27 protein-coding genes are annotated in these 25403 nt (G+C 63.5%); 15 read left to right on the forward strand and 12 right to left on the reverse strand.

The features are described from left to right. Window positions 1-20: 20 nt before the first annotated feature. Window positions 21-539 (reverse strand): divisome-associated lipoprotein DalA, encoded by a 519-nt coding sequence (gene dalA, locus ACR0FC_RS16165; RefSeq protein ID WP_093963636.1) that lies wholly within the window; start codon window positions 537-539, stop codon window positions 21-23. 169 nt (window positions 540-708) lie between these two features. Here dalA and ACR0FC_RS16170 point away from each other — a divergent pair, with 169 nt between their 5' ends. Further along, the gene (locus ACR0FC_RS16170; RefSeq protein ID WP_093963635.1) at window positions 709-1308 is read left to right on the forward strand and encodes a L,D-transpeptidase; all 600 of its coding nucleotides are present in this window, start codon (window positions 709-711) and stop codon (window positions 1306-1308) included. Between the two features lie 138 nt (window positions 1309-1446). Then, window positions 1447-1629, forward strand: a complete 183-nt coding sequence (locus ACR0FC_RS16175) for a hypothetical protein (protein ID WP_005979327.1) — start codon at window positions 1447-1449, stop codon at window positions 1627-1629. Between the two features lie 74 nt (window positions 1630-1703). Here ACR0FC_RS16175 and hemH read toward each other — a convergent pair whose 3' ends face one another. Together hemH and ACR0FC_RS16185 are read right to left on the reverse strand one after the other, a co-directional pair. After that, the gene (hemH, locus tag ACR0FC_RS16180; protein WP_170342436.1) at window positions 1704-2753 is read right to left on the reverse strand and encodes a ferrochelatase; all 1050 of its coding nucleotides are present in this window, start codon (window positions 2751-2753) and stop codon (window positions 1704-1706) included. Between the two features lie 55 nt (window positions 2754-2808). After that, on the reverse strand, window positions 2809-3639 hold the full coding sequence (locus ACR0FC_RS16185; protein WP_170342434.1) for a methyltransferase domain-containing protein: 831 nt from the start codon (window positions 3637-3639) through the stop codon (window positions 2809-2811). Here ACR0FC_RS16185 and ACR0FC_RS16190 point away from each other — a divergent pair. Genes ACR0FC_RS16190 through ACR0FC_RS16205 form a run of 4 tightly spaced genes read left to right on the forward strand, consistent with a single transcriptional unit; the run spans window position 3620 to window position 5964 of the window. Next, a complete protein-coding gene (locus ACR0FC_RS16190; RefSeq protein WP_170342432.1) occupies window positions 3620-4384 on the forward strand; it encodes a ComF family protein in 765 nt (254 codons plus the stop codon). The genes ACR0FC_RS16185 and ACR0FC_RS16190 overlap by 20 nt on opposite strands. A gap of 37 nt (window positions 4385-4421) precedes the next feature. Next, entirely contained in the window at window positions 4422-4679 is a 258-nt protein-coding gene (gene grxC / locus ACR0FC_RS16195; protein WP_170342430.1) for a glutaredoxin 3, read from the forward strand. Further along, a complete protein-coding gene (locus ACR0FC_RS16200; RefSeq protein ID WP_170342428.1) occupies window positions 4679-5509 on the forward strand; it encodes a carbon-nitrogen hydrolase family protein in 831 nt (276 codons plus the stop codon). The genes grxC and ACR0FC_RS16200 overlap by 1 nt, the downstream gene beginning before the upstream one ends. Window positions 5510-5523: 14 nt before the next feature. After that, the gene (locus ACR0FC_RS16205; protein ID WP_005979313.1) at window positions 5524-5964 is read left to right on the forward strand and encodes a MarR family winged helix-turn-helix transcriptional regulator; all 441 of its coding nucleotides are present in this window, start codon (window positions 5524-5526) and stop codon (window positions 5962-5964) included. 3 nt (window positions 5965-5967) lie between these two features. On the opposite strand, the gene ubiG is transcribed toward ACR0FC_RS16205, so the two are convergent. Further along, entirely contained in the window at window positions 5968-6714 is a 747-nt protein-coding gene (gene ubiG, locus ACR0FC_RS16210; RefSeq protein ID WP_170342426.1) for a bifunctional 2-polyprenyl-6-hydroxyphenol methylase/3-demethylubiquinol 3-O-methyltransferase UbiG, read from the reverse strand. A gap of 48 nt (window positions 6715-6762) precedes the next feature. On the opposite strand from ubiG, the gene pip reads away from it, so the two are divergent. From pip to infB, 6 genes are all read left to right on the forward strand, one after another. After that, the gene (pip, locus tag ACR0FC_RS16215) at window positions 6763-7740 is read left to right on the forward strand and encodes a prolyl aminopeptidase (RefSeq protein WP_170342424.1); all 978 of its coding nucleotides are present in this window, start codon (window positions 6763-6765) and stop codon (window positions 7738-7740) included. Beyond that, window positions 7737-8558 (forward strand): ABC transporter substrate-binding protein, encoded by an 822-nt coding sequence (locus ACR0FC_RS16220; protein ID WP_170342423.1) that lies wholly within the window; start codon window positions 7737-7739, stop codon window positions 8556-8558. The genes pip and ACR0FC_RS16220 overlap by 4 nt, the downstream gene beginning before the upstream one ends. 182 nt (window positions 8559-8740) lie before the next feature. After that, a complete protein-coding gene (gene rimP, locus ACR0FC_RS16225) occupies window positions 8741-9331 on the forward strand; it encodes a ribosome maturation factor RimP (RefSeq protein ID WP_170342422.1) in 591 nt (196 codons plus the stop codon). Further along, window positions 9331-10950, forward strand: coding sequence for a transcription termination factor NusA (gene nusA, locus ACR0FC_RS16230; protein ID WP_093963624.1), 1620 nt, complete (start codon window positions 9331-9333; stop codon window positions 10948-10950). Before rimP ends, nusA begins: the two co-directional genes overlap by 1 nt. Before the next feature lie 22 nt (window positions 10951-10972). Next, a complete protein-coding gene (locus ACR0FC_RS16235) occupies window positions 10973-11596 on the forward strand; it encodes an RNA-binding protein (protein ID WP_170342420.1) in 624 nt (207 codons plus the stop codon). Between the two features lie 8 nt (window positions 11597-11604). Beyond that, on the forward strand, window positions 11605-14091 hold the full coding sequence (infB, locus tag ACR0FC_RS16240) for a translation initiation factor IF-2 (protein ID WP_170342418.1): 2487 nt from the start codon (window positions 11605-11607) through the stop codon (window positions 14089-14091). A 52-nt stretch (window positions 14092-14143) separates the two neighbouring features. On the opposite strand, the gene ACR0FC_RS16245 is transcribed toward infB, so the two are convergent. The 6 genes from ACR0FC_RS16245 to ACR0FC_RS16270 all read right to left on the reverse strand — a co-directional run bounded on the left by ACR0FC_RS16245 (window position 14144) and on the right by ACR0FC_RS16270 (window position 19794). After that, window positions 14144-14971: an alpha/beta hydrolase gene (locus ACR0FC_RS16245; RefSeq protein WP_170342416.1), complete on the reverse strand. Its 828-nt coding sequence runs from the start codon at window positions 14969-14971 to the stop codon at window positions 14144-14146. 3 nt (window positions 14972-14974) lie between these two features. Then, entirely contained in the window at window positions 14975-15862 is an 888-nt protein-coding gene (locus ACR0FC_RS16250; RefSeq protein WP_170342415.1) for a tryptophan 2,3-dioxygenase, read from the reverse strand. Between the two features lie 64 nt (window positions 15863-15926). After that, a complete protein-coding gene (tdh, locus tag ACR0FC_RS16255; RefSeq protein WP_170342614.1) occupies window positions 15927-16955 on the reverse strand; it encodes an L-threonine 3-dehydrogenase in 1029 nt (342 codons plus the stop codon). Between the two features lie 20 nt (window positions 16956-16975). Then, on the reverse strand, window positions 16976-17926 hold the full coding sequence (locus ACR0FC_RS16260) for a PLP-dependent cysteine synthase family protein (protein ID WP_170342413.1): 951 nt from the start codon (window positions 17924-17926) through the stop codon (window positions 16976-16978). Beyond that, window positions 17926-19110, reverse strand: a complete 1185-nt coding sequence (locus tag ACR0FC_RS16265; protein ID WP_170342411.1) for a glycine C-acetyltransferase — start codon at window positions 19108-19110, stop codon at window positions 17926-17928. The genes ACR0FC_RS16260 and ACR0FC_RS16265 overlap by 1 nt, the downstream gene beginning before the upstream one ends. Window positions 19111-19227: 117 nt before the next feature. Next, complete coding sequence (locus ACR0FC_RS16270) at window positions 19228-19794, reverse strand: helix-turn-helix domain-containing protein (protein ID WP_170342409.1); 567 nt, start codon at window positions 19792-19794, stop codon at window positions 19228-19230. A gap of 117 nt (window positions 19795-19911) precedes the next feature. On the opposite strand from ACR0FC_RS16270, the gene ACR0FC_RS16275 reads away from it, so the two are divergent. After that, window positions 19912-21087 (forward strand): acetyl-CoA C-acyltransferase family protein, encoded by a 1176-nt coding sequence (locus tag ACR0FC_RS16275; RefSeq protein WP_170342407.1) that lies wholly within the window; start codon window positions 19912-19914, stop codon window positions 21085-21087. Window positions 21088-21182: 95 nt separating this feature from the next. Here ACR0FC_RS16275 and ubiB read toward each other — a convergent pair whose 3' ends face one another. Next, the gene (ubiB, locus tag ACR0FC_RS16280) at window positions 21183-22712 is read right to left on the reverse strand and encodes a 2-polyprenylphenol 6-hydroxylase (RefSeq protein ID WP_170342406.1); all 1530 of its coding nucleotides are present in this window, start codon (window positions 22710-22712) and stop codon (window positions 21183-21185) included. Window positions 22713-22715: 3 nt separating this feature from the next. Continuing rightward, complete coding sequence (gene ubiE, locus ACR0FC_RS16285) at window positions 22716-23468, reverse strand: bifunctional demethylmenaquinone methyltransferase/2-methoxy-6-polyprenyl-1,4-benzoquinol methylase UbiE (RefSeq protein WP_170342404.1); 753 nt, start codon at window positions 23466-23468, stop codon at window positions 22716-22718. A gap of 86 nt (window positions 23469-23554) precedes the next feature. On the opposite strand from ubiE, the gene mutM reads away from it, so the two are divergent. Beyond that, a complete protein-coding gene (mutM, locus tag ACR0FC_RS16290; protein ID WP_170342402.1) occupies window positions 23555-24406 on the forward strand; it encodes a bifunctional DNA-formamidopyrimidine glycosylase/DNA-(apurinic or apyrimidinic site) lyase in 852 nt (283 codons plus the stop codon). Window positions 24407-24472: 66 nt separating this feature from the next. Then, entirely contained in the window at window positions 24473-25249 is a 777-nt protein-coding gene (locus tag ACR0FC_RS16295; RefSeq protein ID WP_170342400.1) for an enoyl-CoA hydratase, read from the forward strand. Window positions 25250-25403: the final 154 nt, after the last annotated feature.

Consider the following 25403-nt stretch of genomic DNA (forward strand, 5'->3'; position numbering starts at 1 on the left):
TTTTTTGTCTTGGGCCAAGCTTAACCGCCGGTTCCCATCTCGAGCGTCCACCAGATCTTCCCGCCGTTTTCCTGGTGCCATGCAAACCCCATCTGGGTTGCTTGCGGGTCCATGATCACCGATCGCGGACCCGGTTCCTGCATCCACGCGGCCAGGGTTTCGGTTTCGGTCTCGTAGGTCTCGGAAATCGCTTCACCCAGGAAACGCCCCGCATAACCGGCACGGGCCACCCGATCGAGTGGCGAAGATCCGTCCGAGCCGAAATGCCAGGGTCGGTTCTGCCGCGACATGTCCTTGGCGTGTGTCGCTGCCGCTGCGTTCAGCTGCGCGTTCAACTGCACCGACTGCAGTCCAGACGCCTGCCGCAGGGCGTTTACGGAATCAAGCATGCGGAACTGCAGTTTTTCGGGATTGCCCCGGATCTTGTAGGCTTTGGGCAGCGGGCGTCCATCCGCGCCAAGGGTTGAAGTGCCGCTCACGTCGGTACATGCCGCCAGTGCGACAAGGCAAATCAAGAGCAGGGAAAAAATGCGCGTCATGATGAGTCCGGTTTGCTTGTTTCCAATTGGCAATACCCTGCCAGCGGCCCATGAGCAAAGGCTCAAATGCACGAACCCGCATGATTCTGCCGGTTTGATTTGCGACTGAAGCATTCTGGCAATAACATAGAGCGGATTCTTGCACATCTTTCGCAGAGGACCTGTCACCATGGTCAAGAAACGCGTTTTCTCTTCGTCCCGCCGCGGATTCCTCGCAGGCGCATCGTCTTTGCTCGCCAGCCCGGCGATCGCCCAATACATCCCGGGCGACCCATTGCGCCCTGCACCCGAGGCTGAACCGGCCGTTCGCCGCAATGTGTCGGGCTTCAAGGCGCAGCAATGGCAGCCCTACTTCTCGAACACCCGGAACGGGGCGATTCTGGTCGACACCGTTTCCCGCGCTTTGCACTACTGGTCGGAAGACCAAACCGTCTACAAGCTGTACCCGTCGTCGGTTCCGCTGACCGAAGAACTGACCCGCCGCGGTCGCACGAGTGTCATCCGCAAGGTCGAGGGGCCCAGCTGGTCGCCGACGCCGTCGATGAAGAAAAGAAACCCGGAATGGCCGGATTACATCCCTCCGGGGCCCGATAACCCGCTGGGGACGCACGCTTTGTATCTCAGCTGGAAGTATTACCGGATCCACGGAACCCACGATACGCGGAAAATTGGCCGCCGGTCGTCGAACGGGTGCATCGGGTTGTTCAACGAGAACATCGCAGAGCTGTACGCCATGGCGAAGGTCGGGACGCAAGTGTTGCTAATTTGACGACATTTTCGCGCGCCAACCCGCTTGCACTGCAAGTTGCAATTGCATTCGTTCTGCTTTGCTGATTAGAAAAAACCACGAGGTAAGTCTTAGGTGTGTGGTTCCGCAATTGGGATCGCGCAAACTCTGGAGGTTAATATGAAGAAACTTGTACTCGCTGCTGCACTGACCGCTGCTGCTTCGACCGCATATGCTGGCAACCTGGAAGAGCCGGTTGTTGAGGCACCTGTTGTCGTCGAAGAAACCCAGGGCTCGTCGCAGGGCATCATCCTGCCGCTGATCCTGCTGGTCGTTGTTGCCGCAGCTGTTGCCGCAGGCTGAGTCCAACGGACTACGACAAAAAAGAAAGGCGGTGGATCTCCACCGCCTTTTTTCGTGCGTAATCCCGGGCCGATTCAGTCCAGCCAGCCTTTGAGGTTGTCCTCGACAACCTTGCCCAAGGCGGCGATATGCGCGTCCTCGTCGTTGAGGCAGGGAATGTAGGTAAAGCTTTCACCGCTGGCGTGCTCAAAGCTTTCGCGTATCTCTTCGTTGATCTCTTCCAGCGTTTCAATGCAGTCCGAAGAAAATGCCGGGGCAATGACGGCTATGTTCTTTTTGCCCTGCCGGGCCAGTTCCGCGACGTGTTCGACAGTGTAGGGCTTCAGCCATTCCTCGGGTCCGAATCGCGACTGGAAGGTGGTCACCAGTTGATCATCCGCCCAGCCCAGCCGCTCTTTCAGCAGCCGTGACGTCTTGGCGCACTGGCAGTGGTACGGATCACCCTGCATCAGATAGCGTTCCGGCATGCCGTGATAGGAACAGACCAGAACGTCCGGCTTGGTCTCCATGGCCGCATAGGCGCGCTCGACCGACTGCGCCAGGGCGTCGATATAGGCCGGCTCGTCGAAATAGGCCGGTACCGTGCGGCTGGCGGGCTGCCACGCCTCGTCCATAAGTGCGCGAAAGAACTGGTCGTTCGCGGTTGCGGTCGTGGCGCCGGCATATTGCGGATACAGCGGGAAGAACAGGATGCGGTCGCAGCCCTCGGCCACCATTTGGCGAACCTTCGACTTGGTCGAGGGGTTTCCGTAACGCATGCAGAACTCCACCATGACCTTGTCACCATAGCGTTCCTGCATCGCCTCACGCATCTTGGCAGTCTGGTCCTTGGTGATGGTCATCAACGGGCTTTCGCCCTTGTCGTGGTTCCAGATCGACTTGTACGCCGCGCCTGAGCTGAAGGGACGTTTGGTCAGGATGATGGCCTGCAGGATCGGCTGCCATTTCCAGGCCGGATAGTCGATCACCCGCCGGTCGGACAGGAACTCGTTCAGATAGCGGCGCATCGGCCAATAGCTGTAGTCATCCGGCGTGCCGAGATTGGCCAGAAGAACGCCGACGCGGCCCATCTTCACTTTTGGGTGGTCTGCCGGAGCGTGTTCCGGGCGGGTGGCATCGAACATTGTAAGCTTCCTGAATTTTGGTTTAGAGGCTGACATAATCGGTTCCGTCAGCGGGTCAATCGGACAGTTTGCCTTCTTTCGTGCCAAGGGCGTCGGCCAGTCTCATTTGGGCCGAGCCGGGGCGCAGTGGCTTGGGCTGGCTGGCATCCGGCGCCCAGCCCGTCAGGCAGATCAGCTCGAACGTGGCAGCCAGCCGGCCTTCGGGCGACGTGAAATGCGCGGCGTAAACCTCTTGGGCCCGGGAAAAGAGCGCGCGGCGCGACGGGTGTTTCAACCGCTGGGTCATGGCGTTGGTTTCACCCATCGCGCGCAGGTCCCGCATCAAGTGCCACAGGTCGCGGTACGTCGCGGTCAGGGGCACTTTGTCCGCAACAGGTAATGCAAAACCCGCACGCTGCAGCAGCGCGCCAAGATCTCGCAACTCGGCCATCGGCGCGACACGGGGGCTGAGACCGCCGGTCACCTCGACCTCGGCCTGACCCAGCGCTGCCCGCAATTCGTGCAGGGTTTCACCGCCCAGACACACCACCAACAACAAACCGTCGGGCTGCAGCGCGCGGACACATTGAATCAGCTGGCCCACCGGATCGTTGGCCCAATGCAGGGCCATCGCATGAACCACCAGGTCATGCGTAGCGGGTTTGAGATCCAACACGTCGTCATCGGCCACGACCCTGGCGCCCGGCAGGACCGGCGCCCAGATGTCGGGGCAGGGGGTTACGATCGCTGGCGCGGTAAAGGATTTGTTAACCATGGAAAGGCGATCCTGCACCTCGTCCATGGCGGCGTGGTGAAGAAACAGGGCCTCGTCGCTGATCCGCGCGCGGTGTGCCGCAAGCGCTTTGCGATCGAACAGCGAGGGTGCATTGGGTGCTGGCAAATCCATAGGCCGCAATTATCGCATATGGCAGCGGATTCAAACCGCGATCGAGGTCGTATATCCCCCACGCTGCATCGGCTGCGGCGAGATGGCGGCCTCGGATTTTGGCTTGTGCGGGCCGTGCTGGCGCGAAACCCCGTTCATCGGCGGAACAGTCTGCCACAGTTGCGGTGCGCCCGTTCCTGGCAGCGATGATGGTCACCGAATCGACTGCGATGATTGCTTGCGCCGCCCGCAACCGTGGGCCGAGGGACGCGCGGCATTGCTGTATCAGGGGCGGGCGCGGTCACTGGTTCTGGCCCTGAAGCACGGGGATCGTTCCGAACTGGCAAAACCTGCGGCGCGTTGGATGGCGCAGGCAGGTCGCACGCTGTTTCGACCGGATACGGTGATCGCTCCGGTGCCGCTGCATTGGTCGCGGCTGCTGAAGCGCCGGTACAACCAGTCCGCGCTCTTGTCGCTCCACTTGGGAAAGGAGGCGGGCCTGCCGGTCTGTCCGGATCTGTTGAGACGCAAGCGGCGCACCCCACCGCTGGAAGGCAAAACGGCGGCCGAGCGTGCCGAAACGCTGCGCGAAGCAATCACATTGCATCCGCGCCGCGGTCAAGTTCTGCGCGGGCGGTCTGTTCTGCTGGTGGATGATGTCATGACGTCGGGCGCGACGCTGGCGGCCTGTAGCCGGGCCTGCCAAGAGGCCGGTGCGGCTCATATTTCCGTGTTGGTACTGGCGCGCGTTGCCAAGGATGCCTAATTCCCCCTAGATTGCGCGAAATCCAAGGGAACGGACCATGAAACCGGTTGTCATCTATACCTCGCCGCTGTGCGGCTTTTGCCACGCGGCCAAACGGCTGCTGAACCAGAAAGGCGTCGCCTTCGAGGAAATCGACGTTCTGATGAACCCCAAACGCAAGCCCGAGATGATCCAGCGGGCGGGCGGACGGCGCACGGTGCCGCAGATCTTCATCGGCGACACTCACGTCGGTGGCTGCGACGACCTGTACGAACTCGAACAGGCCGGCAAGCTGGACCCGCTTTTGGCCGCCTGATGAGAACCGCCCTGCTGCAGATCACCTCGTCGGACGACCCGGCCGCGAACCTGGACATGGTGCGCACCATGATGGCCGAGGCCGCGAGCGGGGGCGCGAGGTTCATCCTGACGCCCGAGGTCACCAACTGCGTCTCCACCAGCGGAACGCGCCAGCGCGAGGTGTTGCAGCACGAGGAAGACGACATCACCTTGGGGGGCCTGCGCGAACAGGCGGCGGAATCGGGCGTGTGGCTGCTGATCGGATCGCTGGGGCTGAAGACACATGACGCCGACGGGCGGTTCGCCAACCGGTCTTTCATGATCGACCCGCAGGGCGGGATCGTGGCGCGCTATGACAAGATCCACATGTTCGACGTGCAGGTCACCGAGACCGAGACCTTTCGCGAATCGGCCAGCTATCGCCCCGGGTCGCGGGCGGTGATCGCCGAGACCGCCTTCGGCAAGGTCGGCATGACGATCTGCTATGACATCCGGTTCCCGCATCTGCACGCCGCGCTGGCGCAGGGCGGGGCCACGATCCTGACGGTTCCGGCGGCGTTTTCTCCGGTGACCGGCGCGGCCCATTGGGAACCGCTGCTGCGCGCCCGCGCAATCGAGACTGGCTGTTGGGTCATTGCCCCCGCGCAGACCGGAGAACACCTCAAGACCCGGGGCAAGACGCGCCATACCCACGGGCACAGCATGGTCGTATCGCCCTGGGGCGAGGTGCTGATCGACGCAGGCACTCAGACCGGCATTCACTTTTTTGATCTGGATGATAGGTCTGTTACAGAGGCACGGCGGCGCGTGCCGTCCCTGACACATGTTCGCCCGTTTGACGGGCCCTGATCCAGAACCGGGTAATGACTGACGAAACCAACGCCCTGGCGGTCGCGCTGTTCAGCGAGATCCTGACCGCGGACCAATTGCTGCGGAACCGGCTGAGCCGGGTTCTGCCCAAGGGCATGGAAATTTCGCATTTCTCGGTGCTGAACCACCTGGTGTTCGTGGGGGGCGAGCGGACGCCTGCCCAACTGGCCCGCACATTCCATGTGACCCGTGGGGCGATGACAAACACCTTGGCCAAGTTGGAATGGGCCGGATACATCCACATCCGACCCGATTGGGACGATGCCCGCCGCAAGATGGTGGCGATCAGCCCGGCCGGCCGCCGAGCGCGTGATCAGGCGATCTCGGCCATCGCGCCTCTGATCAACCGTGTGGTGGGCGAGTTGGGCCTTGAGCGTGTACGCACGACCCTGCCGGTTCTGCGCGACCTGCGCATGAAGCTGGAAGAGGAATAGGCCTCAGCCCGGCTTCACGCTGGCGGTGACATAGTTCACGCTCAGATCCCGGTCCGAGATCGACCAGCTCCAGGTGATCGGATTGAACACGAATCCCTTACGGTCCACCGGGTCCAGACCGGCCTGACGCAGCAGGTCGAACAGCTCGTCCGGGGTGATGAACTTGGACCATTCATGCGTGCCGCGCGGCAGCCAGCGCATGACGACCTCGGCCCCGAAAATCGCCATCGCATAGGATTTCGGGTTGCGGTTGATGGTCGAGCAGATTTCCAGCCCGCCGGGTTTCAACAGCTGTTGCGTGGCGGTCAGATAGGCCAGCGGATCGGCCACATGCTCGACCACCTCCATGTTCAGAACCACTTCGAACTGTTCGCCCGCGTCGGCCATCGCCTCGGCGGTGGTGTGGCGATAGTCGATCTGCAGGCCGGATTGCTCGGCATGGATGCGGGCGACGGGCAGGTTGCGCTCGGCGGCGTCGGCGCCAACGACCTCGGCCCCCAGCCGCGCCATCGGCTCGCTCAGCAGCCCGCCGCCGCAGCCGATATCCAGCAGGCGCAGGCCCTCGAACGGTTTCGCAGCCGTCAGATCCCGGTCAAATTCGCCCGCGATCTGCTGTGTGATATAGTCCAGACGGCACGGATTGAGCATGTGCAGAGGTTTGAATTTCCCGTGCGGGTCCCACCATTCAGCGGCCATGGCCTCGAATTTTGCGATCTCGGACGGGTCCACCGTGTTCGGATGCGCTTGCATTCCTGTCTCCGTGTGCTCTTTTACGCTGTAAGACTATATAGGGCCATAATGGACAAGTACCCGGACCAAAAGCGCGCAGTGCAATATCTTTACCCGCCGGTCGATCCGTTCGACCAGCGCGTGGTGGATATGGGCGACGGGCACCGCATCTATGTGGAGCAATGCGGCAATCCCGACGGGATTCCCGTGGTGGTTCTGCATGGCGGCCCCGGCGGCGGCTGCAGCCCGGCCATGCGGCGTTATTTCGACCCCGAGGTCTACCGGGTGATTCTGTTCGATCAGCGCGGCTGCGGCCGGTCGCGGCCCACGGCCTCGGTCGAGAACAACACGACGTGGCACCTGGTGGCCGATATCGAGCGCCTGCGGAAACTGTTCGAGATCGACGACTGGATCGTGTTCGGCGGCAGCTGGGGCGCCACGCTGGCGCTGATCTATGCCCAAACCCACCCCGACCGGGTGACCCGCCTGGTTCTGCGCGGCGTGTTTCTGGCCACGCAGGCGGAGCTCGACTGGTTCTATGGCGGCGGGGCCGGCAAGTTCTGGCCCGAGCAATGGGCGCGCTTCACCTCCCTGCTGCGCGACGCGGAACTGTCCGACACAATCGGCGCCTACAACAAGCGGCTGTTTTCGGGCGATCGCGCGACTGAGATCCTGTACGCCCGCGCCTGGTCGCACTGGGAAAACGCGCTGGCCTCGATCCACACGAACGGGGCCGTCGGTGAAAGCCCCGGCGAATATGCGCGCACCTTCGCGCGGCTCGAGAATCACTATTTCATCAACAAGGCGTTTCTGGAACATGACGGCCAGATTCTGGACCGGATGGACCGGATCGCGCATATCCCCGGCCATATCGTGCAAGGCCGGTACGACATGATCTGCCCCCCGCAGGCGGCTTGGAGCCTGGCCGAGAAATGGCCCGAGGCCGAGCTGAAGATGGTGCGGCAGGCCGGTCACGCCCTGTCGGAGCCTGGGATCAGCGCCGAACTGGTGCGCATCATGGACCGAACCGCGCAGGAGGTGGCATGACCCGCATCGACCGCCGTGCCCTGTTCACCTCGGGTGCCGCCGCAGCCCTGCTGGCCGCGACCGGGGCCTCGCTGGCGGATACACCGAAATCGGGCGGCGTGCTGCGCATCGCCGTACCGCGTGACGACAGCCTGGACCGGCTGGCCCGGGGTGCGGTGTTCGACACCCTGACCGAGATCGCGCCGGACGGCACTCTGCGCGGCGAGCTGGCGACCGCATGGCAGACCGATTCCGAAGCCCGTGTCTGGACCTTCGACCTGCGTGCCGATGCGGTGTTTCACGACGGTGTGGCGCTGACGGCCGGAGATGTTCTGGCGGTCCTGTCCGAGGTCGGGCGCGCCGAAGCCCTGGCGCCGGACCGCATCCGGATCGAACTGGCCGAGGCCAACCCCGGCCTGCCTTTCCTGCTGGCCGATACCCGGTTCGTCATTACCCGCGACGGGCAGAGCGTTTCGCCGCTGCAGCAGGCGAACGGCACCGGGAGTTACCGGGTCGAACGGGCCGAAGACGGGCGCCATTTCCGCGGCCGCCGGGTCGCGGGCCACTACAAGGATGGCCATGCTGGCTGGTTGGAGGCGGTCGACATCATCGTGATCCCCGACCCGGCCGTGCGCGCCGAGGCGCTGCGTGATCGATACGTGGACGTGTCGGTGCTGCCGGCGGCGCAAGGGCTGCGCGGTCTGGGTGGCGTGCGGTTCTTCCCCAGCGAATCAGAGATGTCGCTGGCGATCTCCGGCTCCGTGGGTCTGCCACGCCGGATCGGGAGAGGCGCGCCGTTGGACGATGGGCGCATCGCGGAACGCTGGTGGATGGCCTGAAACTGGCCTGAAAACCGACGCGGATTGTCCGTTGGTTGACGGCAGGGGTTGCAGACTCGGGGCGTCCTGCGTATATGCAGTTGCAACAGCGGCGCGTCGGACTTCTGGTCCGAGGCTCCACCGGAAAATTCGACGGGCCGCGCGCCCGTTTTTTTGTGCCCGATCGAAGGGTAGAGCACCATATGACAAACGACCTGATAGCCAAGGCGGCGATCGACCGACGACTGGCCGAGATCATCACTCCGGTGATCGAAGATCTGGGGTACGAGCTGGTCCGCATCCGCCTGATGAGCGGCAAGCAGACCACGCTGCAGATCATGGCCGACAAGCCCGATGGCGGCATCGAGGTGGATGATTGCGCCGAGATCTCGAACGCGGTCAGCGCCACGCTGGACGTCGAGGACCCGATCCTCGACGCCTACACGCTCGAGGTGTCCAGCCCCGGCATCGACCGCCCGCTGACGCGGCTGAAGGATTTCGAGATGTTCGAGGGCTACGAGGCCAAGCTGGAAACCACCGAACTGATCGACGGCCGCCGACGCTTCAAGGGGGAACTGGCCGGTGTCGAAGGGGATGAGGTTCTGATCAACATCCCCAACGGCGAAGAAACCGTGACCATCGGTCTGCAATTCGACTGGCTGAGCGATGCCAAGCTGGTCCTGACCGATGACCTGATCAAGGAAATGCTGCGCCAGCGCAAAGACGCCGGTGCCCTGAACGAAAACGCTTTCGACGAGATTGAGACCGAAGGGTCCGAAGAGGAGACGAACTGATGGCAATCACCTCAGCCAACCAGCTGGAGCTGCTGCAGACCGCCGAGGCCGTGGCCCGCGAAAAGATGATCGACCCCGGTCTGGTTGTCGAAGCGATGGAGGAATCGCTCGCCCGTGCCGCCAAGAGCCGCTACGGCGCGGAAATGGACATCCGCGTGTCCATTGACCGCAAGACCGGCAAGGCGACCTTTACCCGCGTGCGCACCGTGGTCGCGGATGACGAGCTTGAGAACTATCAGGCCGAGATGACCGTCGAGCAGGCCAAGCAATACATGGAATCGCCCGAGATCGGTGACGTCTTCGTGGAAGAGGTCCCGCCGGTGGAAATGGGCCGGATCGCGGCTCAGTCGGCCAAGCAGGTGATCCTGCAGAAGGTTCGTGAGGCCGAGCGTGACCGCCAGTACGAAGACTTCAAGGATCGTGTCGGCACCATCATCAACGGCGCCGTCAAGCGCGAGGAATTCGGCAACGTGATCGTCGATCTGGGTGGGGCCGAGGCTGTTCTGCGCCGCAACGACAAGATCGGCCGTGAAAGCTATCGCCCCAATGACCGGGTGCGCGCCTACATTAAGGAAGTGCGCCGCGAAACGCGTGGTCACCAGATCTTCCTGTCGCGCACGGCGCCCGAGTTCATGGCCGAGCTGTTCAAGATGGAAGTGCCGGAAATCTATGATGGCATCATCGAGGTCAAAGCCGTGGCCCGTGATCCCGGTTCGCGTGCCAAGATCGCGGTCATCTCGTATGACAACTCGATCGATCCCGTCGGCGCCTGCGTTGGTATGCGCGGCAGCCGCGTGCAGGCCGTCGTGAACGAGCTGCAGGGCGAAAAGATCGACATCATCCCGTGGAACGAAGACCAGCCGACCTTCCTGGTGAACGCGTTGCAGCCCGCCGAGGTTTCCAAGGTGGTTCTGGACGAAGAAGCCGGCAAGATCGAAGTCGTCGTGCCCGAAGAACAGCTTTCGCTGGCGATCGGTCGCCGTGGTCAGAACGTGCGCTTGGCCAGCCAGCTGACCGGTCTGGACATCGACATCATGACCGAGGCCGAAGAATCGGCACGCCGTCAGAAGGAGTTCGAAGCCCGCACGCAGCTGTTCATGGACAGCCTGGACCTGGACGAGTTCTTTGCCCAGCTGCTGGTCTCGGAAGGCTTCACCAACCTGGAAGAAGTGGCCTATGTCGAGCTGGACGAACTGCTGGTGATCGATGGCGTCGACGAAGGCACCGCAAACGAGCTGCAAGCGCGTGCGCGCGAATTCCTCGAGGCGCAGGCCAAGGCGGCGCTGGACAGCGCCCGCAGCCTGGGTGCCGAGGACAGCCTTATTGAATTTGAGGGTCTGACACCCCAAATGGTTGAGGCACTTGCCAAGGACGGCGTCAAGACGCTGGAAGACTTTGCAACCTGCGCTGACTGGGAACTGGCCGGAGGCTGGACCACGGTTGATGGCCAGCGGGTCAAGGATGACGGTATTCTCGAACCCTTTGGCGTGACGCTGGAAGAGGCGCAGGATCTGGTGATGACCGCTCGGGTCATGTTGGGCTGGGTCGACCCCGCCGATCTGGAGCAGCCCGAGGCAGACGTCGAGGACGAAGCAGCAGACGAGGAGGCCGAGGCCTGATTCCAGGCCTCGGGTGGCACACATGGGTCGCGGTGGCGTCCAAAAGGAACGGTCCGAAGGGCCAGAGCGGAAATGCATCGCCACGGGCGAGGTGCAGCCTCGGTACGGGCTGATCCGCTTTGTAACCGGCCCGGATGGGCAGGTTTTCCCGGATGTCGCGTCCAAGTTGCCGGGTCGGGGCGTTTATGTCTCGGCGGATCGCAAGGCGCTGGACACGGCCATCGGCAAGAAGCTGTTTGCACGCGGGTTCAAGGCGCAGGTGACTGTACCGCAGAACCTTGTCGACGAGGTGGAGCGTCAATTGTCGCGCCGCGTGATCGAGTTGATCAGTCTGGCGCGAAAATCCGGCGATGCGGTCGCCGGGTATGAAAAGGTCAAGTCCTGGCTTGATCGCGAAGAGGCCTGGGTTCTGATTCAGGCGGTCGATGGTTCCGGGCGCGGCAAGTCCAAGCTGAGCACGCCGCATTTCGGGAAATTCATCGGCTGGCTGACCGCAGACGAGCTTGGGGCGGCATTTGGGCGCCAAACGGTGATTCATGCGGCGCTCGCCTCTGGCGGACTCGCCAAACGTGTTGTAGAGGAAGCGCAGCGCCTGCGTGGCTTGCGCGATATGGATGACGGCGGCAAGGGCCGCGCGGAAGGGTAAGAAGCTTTATGAGCGATAGTGACGGCAAAAAGACATTGGGCCTTCGTGGCGGGGCACGCCCCGGGAATGTGAAACAGAGTTTCAGCCACGGACGTACCAAGAATGTCGTGGTGGAAACCAAACGCAAGCGCGTGGTGGTTCCCAAGCCGGGAGCGTCCAAGCCCAGCGGTGGCGCTGCGCCGTCGGGTGATCCTTCGCGCCGGCCAGCCGGGATTTCCGATGCCGAGATGAATCGGCGCCTGAAGGCATTGCAGGCGGCCAAGGCCCGTGAGGCCGAGGAAGCCGAACGCCGCGAGGCCGAGGAAAAGGCGCGCGCCGAAGAGCGTGAACGCCGCCGCGCCGAACAGGAAGCCAAGGAGCGCGAACAGCGCGAGGCCGAGGAAAAAGCCCGGCAGAAAGCCGAGGAAGAAGAGCGCAAGCAGAAAGAGGCCGAAGAAGCCGCTCAGCGCGCCGCAGCAGAAGCCGCGGCTGCGAAAGAGGCACCCAAGGCCAAGGCCCCCGCGGCCAGCAAGCCTGCGCCAGCGGAAACGCCGCGCAAGACCGACCGCGAGCGCGAACAGCGCCAGACCCGCGGCAAGGGCCGCGACGACGGCCGTCGCTCGGGCAAGCTGACGCTGAACCAGGCTCTGCGTGGTGGGGAAGGTGGCCGTCAGCGGTCCATGGCCGCGATGAAACGCAAGCAGGAGCGTGCGCGGCAGAAAGCCATGGGCGGTTCGGTCGAGCGTGAAAAGGTGATCCGCGAGGTTCAGCTGCCCGAGGCGATCGTCGTTTCGGAACTGGCCAATCGTATGGCCGAACGCGTCGCCGACGTCGTCAAGTCGCTGATGAACATGGGTATGATGGTCACGCAGAACCAGACCATCGACGCCGACACTGCCGAACTGATCATCGAAGAATTCGGCCACAAGGTCGTGCGGGTTTCGGACGCGGATGTCGAGGATGTAATCTCGGATGTCGAAGACAAGGATGAAGACCTGCAGCCCCGTCCGCCGGTCATTACCATCATGGGTCATGTCGACCACGGGAAGACCTCGCTGTTGGACGCGATCCGCGACGCGAAAGTCGTTGCGGGCGAGGCCGGTGGCATTACCCAGCATATCGGCGCCTATCAGGTGCAGACCAATGACGGCACCACGCTGACCTTCTTGGACACGCCGGGCCACGCGGCCTTTACCTCGATGCGCTCGCGCGGTGCTCAGGTAACGGATATCGTGGTGCTGGTGGTTGCGGCGGATGACGCGGTGATGCCGCAGACGGTCGAGGCAATCAACCACGCCAAGGCCGCCGGTGTTCCGATGATCGTGGCGATCAACAAGATCGACAAGCCCGATGCGAACCCGGACAAGGTGCGCACCGACCTGCTGCAGCACGAGATCGTCGTCGAAAAGATGTCGGGCGAGGTTCAGGATGTCGAAGTTTCGGCCATCACGGGACAGGGTCTGGACGATCTACTGGAAGCCATCGCGCTGCAGGCCGAGATTCTGGAGCTGAAGGCCAACCCGAACCGCGCCGCGCAAGGTGCTGTGATCGAGGCGCAGCTGGATGTGGGCCGCGGCCCGGTCGCGACCGTGCTGGTCGAGAAGGGCACGCTGCGCCAGGGCGACATCTTCGTCGTGGGCGAGCAGTACGGCAAGGTCCGCGCGCTGATCAACGACAAGGGCGAGCGCGTTCAGGAGGCCGGTCCTTCGGTTCCGGTCGAGGTCTTGGGTCTCAACGGTACGCCCGAGGCCGGTGACGTTCTGAACGTGACCGAGACCGAGGCGCAGGCCCGCGAGATCGCCGAGTACCGCGCGCAGGTCGCCAAGGACAAGCGCGCCGCCGCCGGTGCCGCGACCACGCTGGAACAGCTGATGCAGAAGGCCAAGGAAGACGAGAACGTGGCCGAGCTGCCCATTCTGGTCAAGGCCGACGTGCAGGGCTCGGCCGAGGCGATCGTGCAGGCGATGGAGAAGATCGGCAACGACGAGGTGCGCGTGCGCGTGCTGCACTCGGGCGTCGGCGCCATCACCGAAACCGATATCGGCCTGGCCGAAGCGTCGGGTGCTCCGGTCTTTGGCTTCAACGTGCGGGCCAACGCATCGGCGCGCAACACCGCCAACCAGAAGGGCGTCGAGATCCGCTACTACTCGGTGATCTACGACCTGGTGGATGACGTCAAAGCCGCTGCCTCGGGCCTGCTGAGCGCCGAGATCCGCGAAAAGTTCATCGGCTATGCCGAGATCAAGGAAGTGTTCAAGGTCACCGGCGTCGGCAAGGTTGCCGGCTGTCTGGTCACCGAGGGCGTTGCCCGCCGTTCGGCCGGCGTACGCCTGCTGCGCGACAACGTGGTGATCCACGAAGGCACGCTGAAGACGCTGAAACGCTTCAAGGACGAAGTGGCCGAGGTTCAGTCGGGTCAGGAATGCGGTATGGCGTTCGAGAACTACGACGATATCCGCCCCGGCGACGTGATCGAGATCTTCGAGCGCGAGGAAGTCACGCGCACGCTGGATTGATCCGGTCGAAATTGAAAGAAACGGCGGTCCTTTGGGGCCGCCGTTTTCGTTTTCAGGGGTGGTCGTTCAGAAACGTCCCGTCCTTGAGGATGATGTCGAAATGGTGCGTGCCCGGCTGCAGATCAAAGCTGACGGCATGCCCGGCCTTGCGCAACGCTTCGGCATAGTCGCGGCTCTGGCGGATGAACTCGCCCGTGTCCCGCTCGCCCACCGTGACCCGATAGCGTGGCCCAGGCGCGGGCAGGTTCAGGATGGGGGACAGGTCGTGCAGCTCGACCGGGGTCAGCTGCAGCGGATCGTTGACCGGGGTCAGGCTGATCGGTTCCAGGTCGTAGACGCCGCTGATCAAGATGACTTCGCGCACCCGCAGGCCGATCCGGGCGAATTGGTCGGCCGAGGTCGCCATGACCATCGCTGCCAGATGCGCACCGGCGCTGTGCCCGGACAGGGTGACATGCGAGGCGTCGAATCCCAGCGACTTGGCCCGGGTGGCCAGCCACATCAGCGCGGTCCGGCATTCATCGACCATCTGGCCCAGCCGCGCGTCGGGGGCGAGCGTGTAGTTCACCGTTGCAAAGGCCTGCCCGCCTTCGACCAGCGCGGGCGCCATCATCGCCGAATCGCGCTGGCTGAGCGCCTGCCAATAGCCGCCATGGATGAACACGTGCAGCGGCGCATTGGGCGTGCGGGCGGGAAAGAATTCCAGCACCTGCGCGGGCGTGTCGCCATAGCCGAGGTTCTCTTGCACCGTCAGTTGCGCCCGCGCCTGCGCGCTGAGCGCCGAATAGGCCGCCAGATAGGGCGCAAGGTCACCGCCAATCATCGAACTGGGCGCGTATTCGCGTTCCAGCTGTTCTTGGGTAAATCCGCGATACAGCATGGCTCAGCTCTGTCCGCCATACATCAGGTCGCTGCGAACGTCATAGAGATCGTGGAAGAATCGCAGCTCCAGCGCTTTGCGCAGGAAGGCCACGCCGCTGGAGCCGCCGGTGCCGGGCTGCATGCCGATCACACGTTCGACGGCGGTCGCATGGTCGAAGCGCCAACGCTGGAACAGCGATTCCACATCCATCAACTTTTCACCCAGCGCATACAGGTCCCAGTACCGGCTTGTGTTCCGGTAGACCTCGGCCCAGATCTTGACGATGCGCGGATCACCGGAATAGGTCTTTGAATAGTCCCGGTCCAACAGGTCTTGCGGTACGTCAAACCCCTGCCGCGCCAGCATGTGCAACACCTCGTCATACAGCGACGGCTTGACCAGGGCGGCGGTCAGCATCTCCATCACTTCGGGGTCGTGTTCATGCACCTTCAGCGTGGCGGTGTCCTTGTTGCCTAGGATGAACTCGATCTGGCGATAGCCGTAGCTCTGGAAGCCGGATGAATTGCCCAGCGCCTTGCGGAAGGTCATGTAGTCGGCGGGCGTCATGGTCAGCAGGGTTTCCCACGCGGCGATCAGCTGCCTCTGGATCGCCTTGATCCGGTCCAGGTTCTTTATCGCGGGGCCGAACTCATCCTGCTGCAGGAACCGGCGCACTTCGACCAGCTGATGGTGCATCAGTTTCAGCCACAGCTCGCTGACCTGGTGGATGATGATGAACAGCATCTCATCGGGCTGAGCCGGGTCCTGAAAGGTTTTCTGCAGGTTCAGCAGGCTCTTGAGCTGCAGGAAGTCGCCATAGCTTTTGCGGTGCGTGTCCGCGAAATCGGTCACCAGCGTGTCTTCGACTCCGCGTTCCAGCGGGCGGTCGCCCTTGGCATTGTCGGCCATTTCATGTCCTCCCCGGCATGTGTGCGCACCTGTCTAGAAGGTGCGTTTGCAACTATCCAGAGGGTCAGGCCCAGTCCAGCACCACCTTGCCCGATTTTCCCGACTTCATGGCGGCAAAGCCCTGCGCAAAATCATCGACGGCAAAGCGATGGGTGATGACTCGGCTGACATCCAGCCCGTTCTGCAGCATCGCGATCATCTTGTACCAGGTCTCGAACATCTCGCGGCCGTAGACGCCTTTGATGGTGATCGCCTTGAACACGATGCGGCTCCAGTCGACGGGCGATTTGCCGGGCGGAATGCCCAGCAGGGCGATCTTGCCGCCCATCACCAGCGCTTCAACCATCTGGTCCAGCGCCGCCTGCGAGCCCGACATTTCCAGCCCCACGTCAAAACCCTGGCTCATGCCCAGGTCGGAAATCACCGATTGCAGCTCTTCCTCGGCCACATTCACGGCCCGGACCGACGGCACGACATGCTGCGCCAGCGCCAGCCGGTCTGGGTTGATGTCGGTGATCACCACATGCCGGGCGCCTGCGTGGCGGGCCACCGCGGCGGCCATGATCCCGATCGGGCCGGCGCCGGTGATCAACACGTCCTCGCCCAGCAGATCGAAGCTCAGCGCGGTGTGCACGGCATTGCCCAGCGGGTCGAGTATCGCGCCGATCTCGTCGGGGATGTCGTCGGGCAGGGGCACCACGTTGAAGGCCGGCAGCTTGAGATATTGGGCAAAGGCGCCCTGTTCGTTCACCCCGATCCCGCGCGTGCCCGGGTCCAGGTGGAACTTGCCCGCGCGGCTCTGGCGGCTGTCGGTGCCGATCAGGTGGCCCTCGCCCGAGCAGCGCTGGCCGATCTTGAACCCGGTCACATTGCGGCCCAGCTCGACGATCTCGCCGGCGAATTCGTGACCGGTGATCATGGGGACGGGCACCGTGTGCGACGCCCATTCATCCCAGTTCCAGATATGGATGTCGGTTCCGCAGATCCCGGTCTTCTTCACGCGGATCAAAACCTCGTCGGGGCCGATTTCGGGGACCGGGGCCTGTACCATCCAAAGCCCTTCCTCGGGCCTGGACTTTTCCAGCGCTTTCATGGTGTTGGGTCGCATCCGGATCACTCCCACAAATCGGTCGACAGGTATTTCAAGCCGCTGTCACACATCACGATCGCGATGCAGCCACCCCGTTCGGGGCCACGCAGCAGGTCGATGGCGGCAGCCAGGTTCGCCCCGGCGGAAAAGCCCGCAAAGATGCCTTCGGTGCGGGCCAATAGGCGGGCGGCGTCGCGCGCTGATGCGCCGGTGACGGACAGATGACCGGCCAATTGCACTCCGTTCAGATGCGTCAGATCCGACATAGCATAACCGCCGCCCTGGATGGGATGATCGGTCGCACGGACGGGTTCACCGGCCAAGGCACGAGCGCCGTCGGGTTCGACCGCATAGCACCGCACCCCAAGGGGTGACAGGTAGTCAGAGACCCCGGAAAGTGTGCCGCCAGAGCCGGCAAAATCACAAAAGGCCGTCACGGCACCTGCTGATTGGGCCCAGATTTCCGGGCCTGTCCCAGCGGCATGAGCCTTGGGGTTGCCCGCGTGGCCGAACTGATCGGCGCGGAAAGCGTTGCGCTCGGCGGTGATGCGGCGGGCGGCGTCATCCACCAACGCCAGGTCGGCGCCCGAGACTTCGCCCGGTTTGCCCCCTTCGGCCTGGGGGACGATCACCACCTCGGCGCCTAAGGCGCGCATCATGCGGGCGCGTTCGACCGAGTTCCCTGCGCTCATGACCGCCACAAACGGGTGCCCCAGAATGCCGCAGACAATCGCCAGGCCGGTGCCCATGTTGCCTGAGGTCAGCTCGACCACGGTCTGCCCCGGGATCAGGCTGCCATCGGCGCGGGCCTGTTCGATGATGGAACGGGCGGCCCGATCCTTTTTCGAGAAGCCCGGCAGCAAATAGTCCAGCTTTGCCAGAATACGGCCGTCCAGATCCAGTGTTTGGCAAACCCGGGACAGCTCGACCAGGGGCGTATCGCCGATCGCGTCGATGACCGAGTTCAGAACCATCAGATGACCCCCAACGCCTTGCCGACCTTGCCGAAGGCGGCCAGCGCGCGGTCCAGCTCGTCGCGGGTCAGCGCCGCGTTCATCTGGGTGCGGATACGGGCCTGGCCCCGCGGGACCACCGGGAAGAAGAAGCCCGAGACATAGACGCCTTCGTCGAACAGGCGGGCGGCCATGTCCTGCGCCAGCTGCGCCTCGCCCAGCATCACGGGAATGATCGGATGTTCACCTGGAAGCAGGTCGAACCCCAGCTTTTCCAGCCCGGCGCGCCAGTATTTGGCATTGCCGAACAATTGCTTGCGCAGCATGTCGCCGTCTTCGACCAGGCGGATCGCCTCGAGCCCGGCTGCGACGATGGAGGGCGGCAGCGAATTCGAGAACAGATAGGGCCGCGCCCGCTGCCGCAGCAGGTCGATCACTGGCTGCGGCCCGGCGATGTAACCGCCGATTGCCCCTCCAAGTGCCTTGCCCAATGTCCCGGTCAGAATGTCCACGTCCACGCCGAAATGATCCGGCGTGCCCGCGCCGCGCGGCCCCATGAAGCCGGTGGCGTGGCAGTCATCGACCATCACGACCGCGTGGTATTTGTCGGCCAGTTCGCGGATCCTGGGCAGGTTGGCCAGGTAGCCATCCATCGAGAACACGCCGTCGGTCGCGATCATGATGTGCCGTGCCCCGTCCTCGCGCGCCTGTTTCAGCCAGGCTTCGAGGTCGTTCATGTCATTGTTCATGTAGCGATAGCGTTTGGCCTTGCACAGCCGCACCCCGTCGATGATCGAGGCATGGTTCAGACTGTCCGAGATGATGGCATCCTCGGGGCCCAGCAGGGGTTCGAACAGCCCGCCATTGGCGTCGAAACAGGCCGCGAACAGAATCGAATCGTCCTTGCCCAGAAACTTGGCCAGCCGCTGCTCCAGCTCGCGGTGGATGTCCTGCGTGCCGCAGATGAACCGGACCGAGGCCATGCCGAACCCCTTGGGCTCCATCGCGTTCTTCGCGGCCTCGATCAGCGCCGGGTGGTCGGCCAGACCCAGGTAATTGTTGGCGCACAGGTTGATGACCTGACGTCCGCCCACCGTGATCTCGCCGCCCTGGGGCGAGGTGATCATTCGTTCCGTCTTGTACAGGCCTTCCGCCTTGATCAGCGAGAGGGTGTCCGAAACGTGGGACAGGAATGCATCAGCCATGGCGATCTCCTTCTTCTGAGTCGCGTATCTAACATAACGGACGCGCGTCCCAAATAGGAGATTTTCAGTATGGCGGAAAAAAATCCGTGAAGGCGGAAATCGGCCGATGTGCGCGGATCAGGCGTTCTTGACGATCAGGAACACGCGGGCGGGTCCGTCCGGCGCCGCGATGGCGTGGGCCACGTCGGCCGCATACCGGGCCGTGTCGCCCTGGCACAGTTCCATCGTCGCGGCGCCCGAGGTGACGCGGACGGTCCCTTCCAGCACGGTCAGCTGTTCGAGCGCGCCGCGGGCGTGGGGCTGGCTGTTCAGCGCGCCACCCGCGTCGAACCGGATATCATAGACCTCGTGCCCGCCGGCCTCCTCGGGTGGCGAGAGGATGCGGATCCGGCAGGACTGGCCCATATTGTCGATGCTGGGCACTTCGGCGCTGCGCAGCACTTCGATCTGGTCGGTGGTCTCCGACTCTTCCAGAAGACCGGCGAAATCGACCTGCAGCGCACGGGTCAGGTTCCACAGGGTCGAGATCGTGGGGCTGCTTTCGCCGCGTTCGATCTGGCTGACCATCGACCGGGAGACGCCGCTGAGATTGGCCACCGCTTCCAGTGACAGGCCCTTGGCGCGCCGGGCCTCTTTCAGGCGGGCGGGCAGGCGTGTCAGGATATCGTCTGAATTTTCCGTCATGGCGGAATTTCTTGCGCGTCCGGGCGCGAATTGTCAATTCCGCCGATGACGGAACGTCCCGCGCGACAGGCCCATGCTGCGAGTGCATACTGCGCGCAAATCCAAGAGGAGAGAGACATGACCGACATCGTGATTTTGGATGGTGCCCGCACCGCAATCGGTACGTTCGGAGGGTCGCTGGCCGCGACCGCGCCGATCGATCTGGCCACCGTCGTGACCAAGGCCGCGCTTGAGAGATCCGGCGTCGAAGGCGACCAGATCGGGCATGTGGTGTTCGGACATGTCATCAACACCGAGCCGCGCGACATGTACCTGTCGCGCGTCGCGGCGATGCAGGCGGGCATTCCGAATGGCACTCCGGCGATGAACGTGAACCGGCTGTGCGGGTCGGGCGCGCAGGCCATCGTATCGGCAGTTCAATCGCTGATGCTTGGGGATGCCGAATTTGCCGTGGCCGGAGGCGCCGAGAGCATGTCGCGCAGCCCTTACATCGTTCCGCAGGCGCGTTGGGGCGCCAAGATGGGCGACATCAAGTCGCTGGACATGATGCTGGGCGCGCTGAACTGCCCCTTTGGCACCGGGCATATGGGCGTCACCGCCGAGAACGTGGCCGATGAACACCAGATCACGCGCGAGGAGATGGACGCGTTCGCGCTGACCAGCCAGCAGCGGGCGGCGGCCGCGATTGAGGCGGGCTATTTCGACAGCCAGATCGCGCCGGTGCAGGTCAAGGTCAAGCGCGACATGGTCGATTTCAAGGTCGATGAGCATCCCAAGGCCACCACGGCCGAGGTCTTGGCCGGGTTGCGTCCGGTGTTCCAGAAGGACGGGCGTGTGACTGCGGGCAACGCCTCGGGCATCAATGACGGCGCGGCGGCGATGGTTCTGGCCACGGCCGATGCCGCCGAGAAAGCCGGCCTGACGCCCAAGGCGCGCATCCTGGGCTATGCCCATGCTGGTGTTCGCCCCGAGGTGATGGGAATCGGCCCCGTTCCGGCCGTGCGCAACCTGTTGGAGCGGACGGGCCTGTCGGCGGGCGATTTCGACGTGATCGAAAGCAACGAGGCCTTTGCCGCCCAAGCGCTGGCGGTGAACAAGGAACTGGGGCTGGATCCGGCAAAGGTGAACCCGAATGGCGGGGCTATCGCCCTGGGTCATCCGGTGGGGGCCACCGGGGCGATCATCACCCTGAAGACTCTGTACGAGTTGGAGCGCATCGGCGGGTCGAAAGGGCTGATCACCATGTGCATCGGTGGTGGGCAGGGGATTGCCATCGCCATCGAGCGGCTCTGACCCCGGGCTGGGCAGGGGGGGCTGTCCGCCCCCCATCGCGCCAAAGCGCGATTCCCCCCGAGGATATTTTCTGCCAGATGAAGCGTGGGCGCCTTTCAGCCCAGGCCCGAAAGGATCAGGACGGCCACTGCCCCGGCGGCGGCCCCGATTGCGGCGGGAATGGCCTTGGGCCAGAAATCTGAGCCGGATGGATCATCCTTGCGGGTCTGGGCGATCAGGGCATTTTCGACCAGATCAGGCAGGCGGGGCCCGAACCGCGCAAGAACCAGCGCTGTTTTTCCAAAATCACGCAGGGCGGCGCGGGGGCCGATGGACTGCTTGATATAGTCTTCGACCACGGGGCGGGCGACCTCCCAGATGTTCATATGCGGGTCGAGCGAGCGGGCGACGCCTTCGACCACCACCATCGTGCGTTGCAGCAGGATCAGTTCGGTGCGGGTCTCCATGCCGAAGCGTTCGGTCACCTCGAACAGGTAGTTCAGCAGGCGGCCCATCGAGATATGGGTGGCATCCATGCCGAAGATCGGCTCGCCCACCGCGCGCAGGGCGCGGGCGAATTCATCGACGTCCTGGTCAGCCGGGACGTAGCCAGCCTCGAAATGCACCTCGGCCACGCGCTTGTAGTCACGGCGGATGAAGCCGAAGAGAATCTCGGCATAGACGCGGCGGGTGTATTCGTCGATATGGCCCATGATGCCGAAGTCATAGGCGATGATGTCGCCGTTCGCGGCGACCTTGAGGTTGCCCTGGTGCATGTCGGCGTGGAAGAAGCCGTCGCGCAGGGCGTGCAGCAGGAACAGGCGCAGCACCCGCTCGGCCAGATCGCGGCGGTCGTGATTGGCCGCGTCCAGCGCGGCGTTGTCGCCCAAGGGGATGCCGTCTGCCCAGCTGAGCGTCATGACCCGGCGCGCGGACAGGGACCAGACCACGGGCGGCAGCCAGAAGCCTTCGTCATTCTGCGTGTTGGCGGCAAATTCCGAGGCTGCCGAACTTTCGAGCCTGAGATCCAGTTCGCCGCGGACGACGCCGTCGAAATGCTCGATCACTTCCATCGGGCGCAGTCGGCGCGCACCGGGGGCGAAAAGCTGGACGATCCGGGCGGCGAAATAGAACGCATCCACATCCTTGCGGAACGCGCGTTCGATGCCGGGGCGCAGGACCTTGACGGCCACATCCTCGCCGGTGCTGGCCAATTTCGCCTTGTGGACCTGCGCGATCGAGGCGGCCGCGATCGGTTCGCTGAATTCCGAGAACATCTCATCCAGAGGTTGGCCCAGCTCCTTTTCCACCTCGGCCATGGCCACGTCGCGTGGGAAGGGGGGCAGCTTGTCCTGCAAGACCCGGAGCTGTTCTGCCAGCTCTTCGCCCACGACATCGGGGCGCGTGGACAGGACCTGACCGAACTTGATGTAGGCCGGGCCCAGGGCGGTCAGCGCCCGGGTCGCCGGCGGCATGGACGGGTCGCCCTTGTAGCCCAGCCATTGGAACGGTTTGCCTAAGGTGTGGGCAAGGATCCGCAACGCGCGCGGGGCCTCGAACGCGTCCAGCACCACGTTCATGGCGCCGGTGCGCTCCAGCGTGGCGCCCGTGCGGATCAGGCGGATGATGTTGTGGGGGCCGCGCATACGTCAGATCTTCCAGCCGGAATGCAGGGCGGCGATGCCCATGCTGAGGTTGCGGTATTTCGCGATCTCGAAACCGGCGGCGCGGACCATGCCCAGAAAGGTATCCTGATCGGGGAATTTGCGGATCGATTCGACCAGGTATTGATAGCTGTCATAGTCGTTTGCGATCAGCTTGCCCATTCGTGGTATCACGTTGAAGCTGTAGAGGTCATAGAGCTTTTGCAGCCCGTCATTGGGCAGTCGGCTGAACTCCAGCACCATCAGGCGGCCGCCGGGTTTGAGCACGCGGTAGGCCTCGTTCAGGGCCTCTTGCGGGCGGGTCACGTTCCGGATGCCGAAGGAAATGGTGTAGACGTCGAAGGTGTTGTCCTCGAACGGCAGGGCCATCGCGTCGCCCACCACCCAGTCCAGGCTGTCGGCCATCTGCGCGGCCTCGGCGCGTTTGCGACCCTCGATCAGCATCGGCTCGGTCAGGTCCAGAACGGTGGCATGGCCGTGGCCCGCCCGCTTGAGGAAGCGGAACGAGATGTCGCCCGTACCGCCAGCCACGTCCAGCAGGCGCTGGCCGGGGCGTGGCGCCAGCCAGTCCATCATCGCGTCCTTCCAGACCCGGTGGATGCCCATCGACATCACGTCGTTCATCACGTCGTATTTCGACGCGACCGAGTTGAATACGCCCTGCACGCGCCCGGCCTTTTCGGCCTCGGGGACGGTTTCGAAACCGAAATGAGTGGTCTTGTCGCTGTTGTCGGACATAAGCCTTGCCGTTCGTCGAATTTCGTCTCTGTTATAGGGCCTGGAAACCGGGGCACAATGCGGCCCTTTGGAATAGGAGCCGTCTAATGCCCGAATTGCCCGAGGTCGAGACAGTAAGACGCGGCCTTGCCCCAGCGATGGAAGGTGTGGTGATCGAAAGGGCGGACGTGAACCGCCCCGATCTGCGCTGGCCCTTCCCTGAGCGGATGGCCGAACGGCTGACCGGCCAGCGGGTCGAACGTCTGCGGCGACGGTCGAAATACATCCTGGCCGATCTGAGCGGCGGCGAAACCCTGTTGATTCACCTGGGCATGTCGGGCCGCATGACCGTGTCGGGTGATCCGCTGGGCCAGTTCGTGTATCATCACTCGATGCCGCAGAAACATGACCATGTGGTGTTTCACATGGCCAACGGCGCGCGCATCACCTTCAATGATCCGCGCCGGTTCGGGGCGATGGACCTGATGCCCACGGCTACCGCCGAGCAGCACAAGCTGCTGACCGTGCTGGGGCCGGAGCCGCTGAGCAACGATTTCAACGAGACCTATCTGATCGAGGCCTTCCGCGGCCGGGCCTCACCGGTCAAGGCGGCGCTGCTGGATCAGAGAATCGTTGCCGGGCTGGGCAACATCTATGTCTGCGAGGCGCTCTACCGCGCCAGAGTGTCGCCACGTCGCAAAGCGGGTCAGATCTCGGCCGGGCGGGTCGAGGCCCTGGTTCCGGTGATCCGGACGGTGCTGGCCGAGGCCATCGAGGCCGGCGGATCCTCGCTGCGTGATTTCCGGCAAGCCGATGGAGAGCTTGGATATTTTCAGCACAGTTTCGACGTCTACGGGCGCGAGGGCCAGCCCTGCCGGACCGAGGGCTGCGGGGCCGAAATCCGCAGAATCACCCAGTCGGGACGCTCAACCTTCTATTGCGCGCAATGCCAAAGATAGCTTGATCCGAGTTTTTCGCGTGATAAGGAATTGGACCTGAACGGAACAACCGAAAGCTCAGACCTCATGGCTTTTGAGACGATCATCGTCGAAATCGAAGACCACGTCGCCCTAATCAAGCTCAACAGACCCGATGCGTTGAACGCGCTGAACACTCAGCTTCTGGGTGAGCTGTGCGAGGCGCTCGAGGACGCGGACACCAATGACAAGGTGCGCTGCATCGTCATCACCGGATCGGAAAAAGCATTCGCCGCGGGCGCGGACATCAAGGAGATGTCCGAGATGAGCTTTGTCGATGTCTACACCACCAACCTGTTCGCCGACGCCAACGACCGGATCACCGCGATCCGCAAGCCGATCATCGCGGCGGTCGCGGGCTATGCGCTGGGCGGCGGGTGCGAGCTGGCCATGATGTGCGATTTCATCATCGCCGCCGACACAGCCAAGTTCGGCCAGCCTGAGATCAATCTGGGCGTCATCGCCGGGATGGGTGGCAGCCAGCGCCTGACGCGGTTCGTGGGCAAGTCCAAGGCGATGGACATGAACCTGACCGGGCGTTTCATGGATGCCGAAGAGGCCGAGCGCTCGGGCCTCGTGTCGCGCGTGGTGCCGGCCAAGAAGCTGATCGAAGAGGCGGCCGGCGCAGCCCAGAAGATTGCCGAGAAATCGCTGCTGACCGCGATGGCCGCGAAAGAGGCTGTCAACCGCAGCTACGAGGTGCCGCTGAGCGAGGGCATGCTGTTCGAGCGGCGCGTGTTCCATTCGATGTTCGCGACCGAAGACCAGAAGGAAGGCATGGGCGCATTCCTTGAAAAGCGCGCGGCCCAGTTCCGCGACAAATAACCGGCGCCGACAAGACTGCAGGATCAGGCGGGCGTTGCCCGCCTTTTTTCATGGCGGGCAACAAAGCCAAGAATCGGCTTGGCAAAGTCTGAAAACTTGGCTATTGACCGCCACCATACATGCGCGTGCGGCCCGCTTGGCCCGATTCACACTC

The sequence above is a fragment of the Ruegeria sp. BB9 genome (assembly GCF_056539345.1).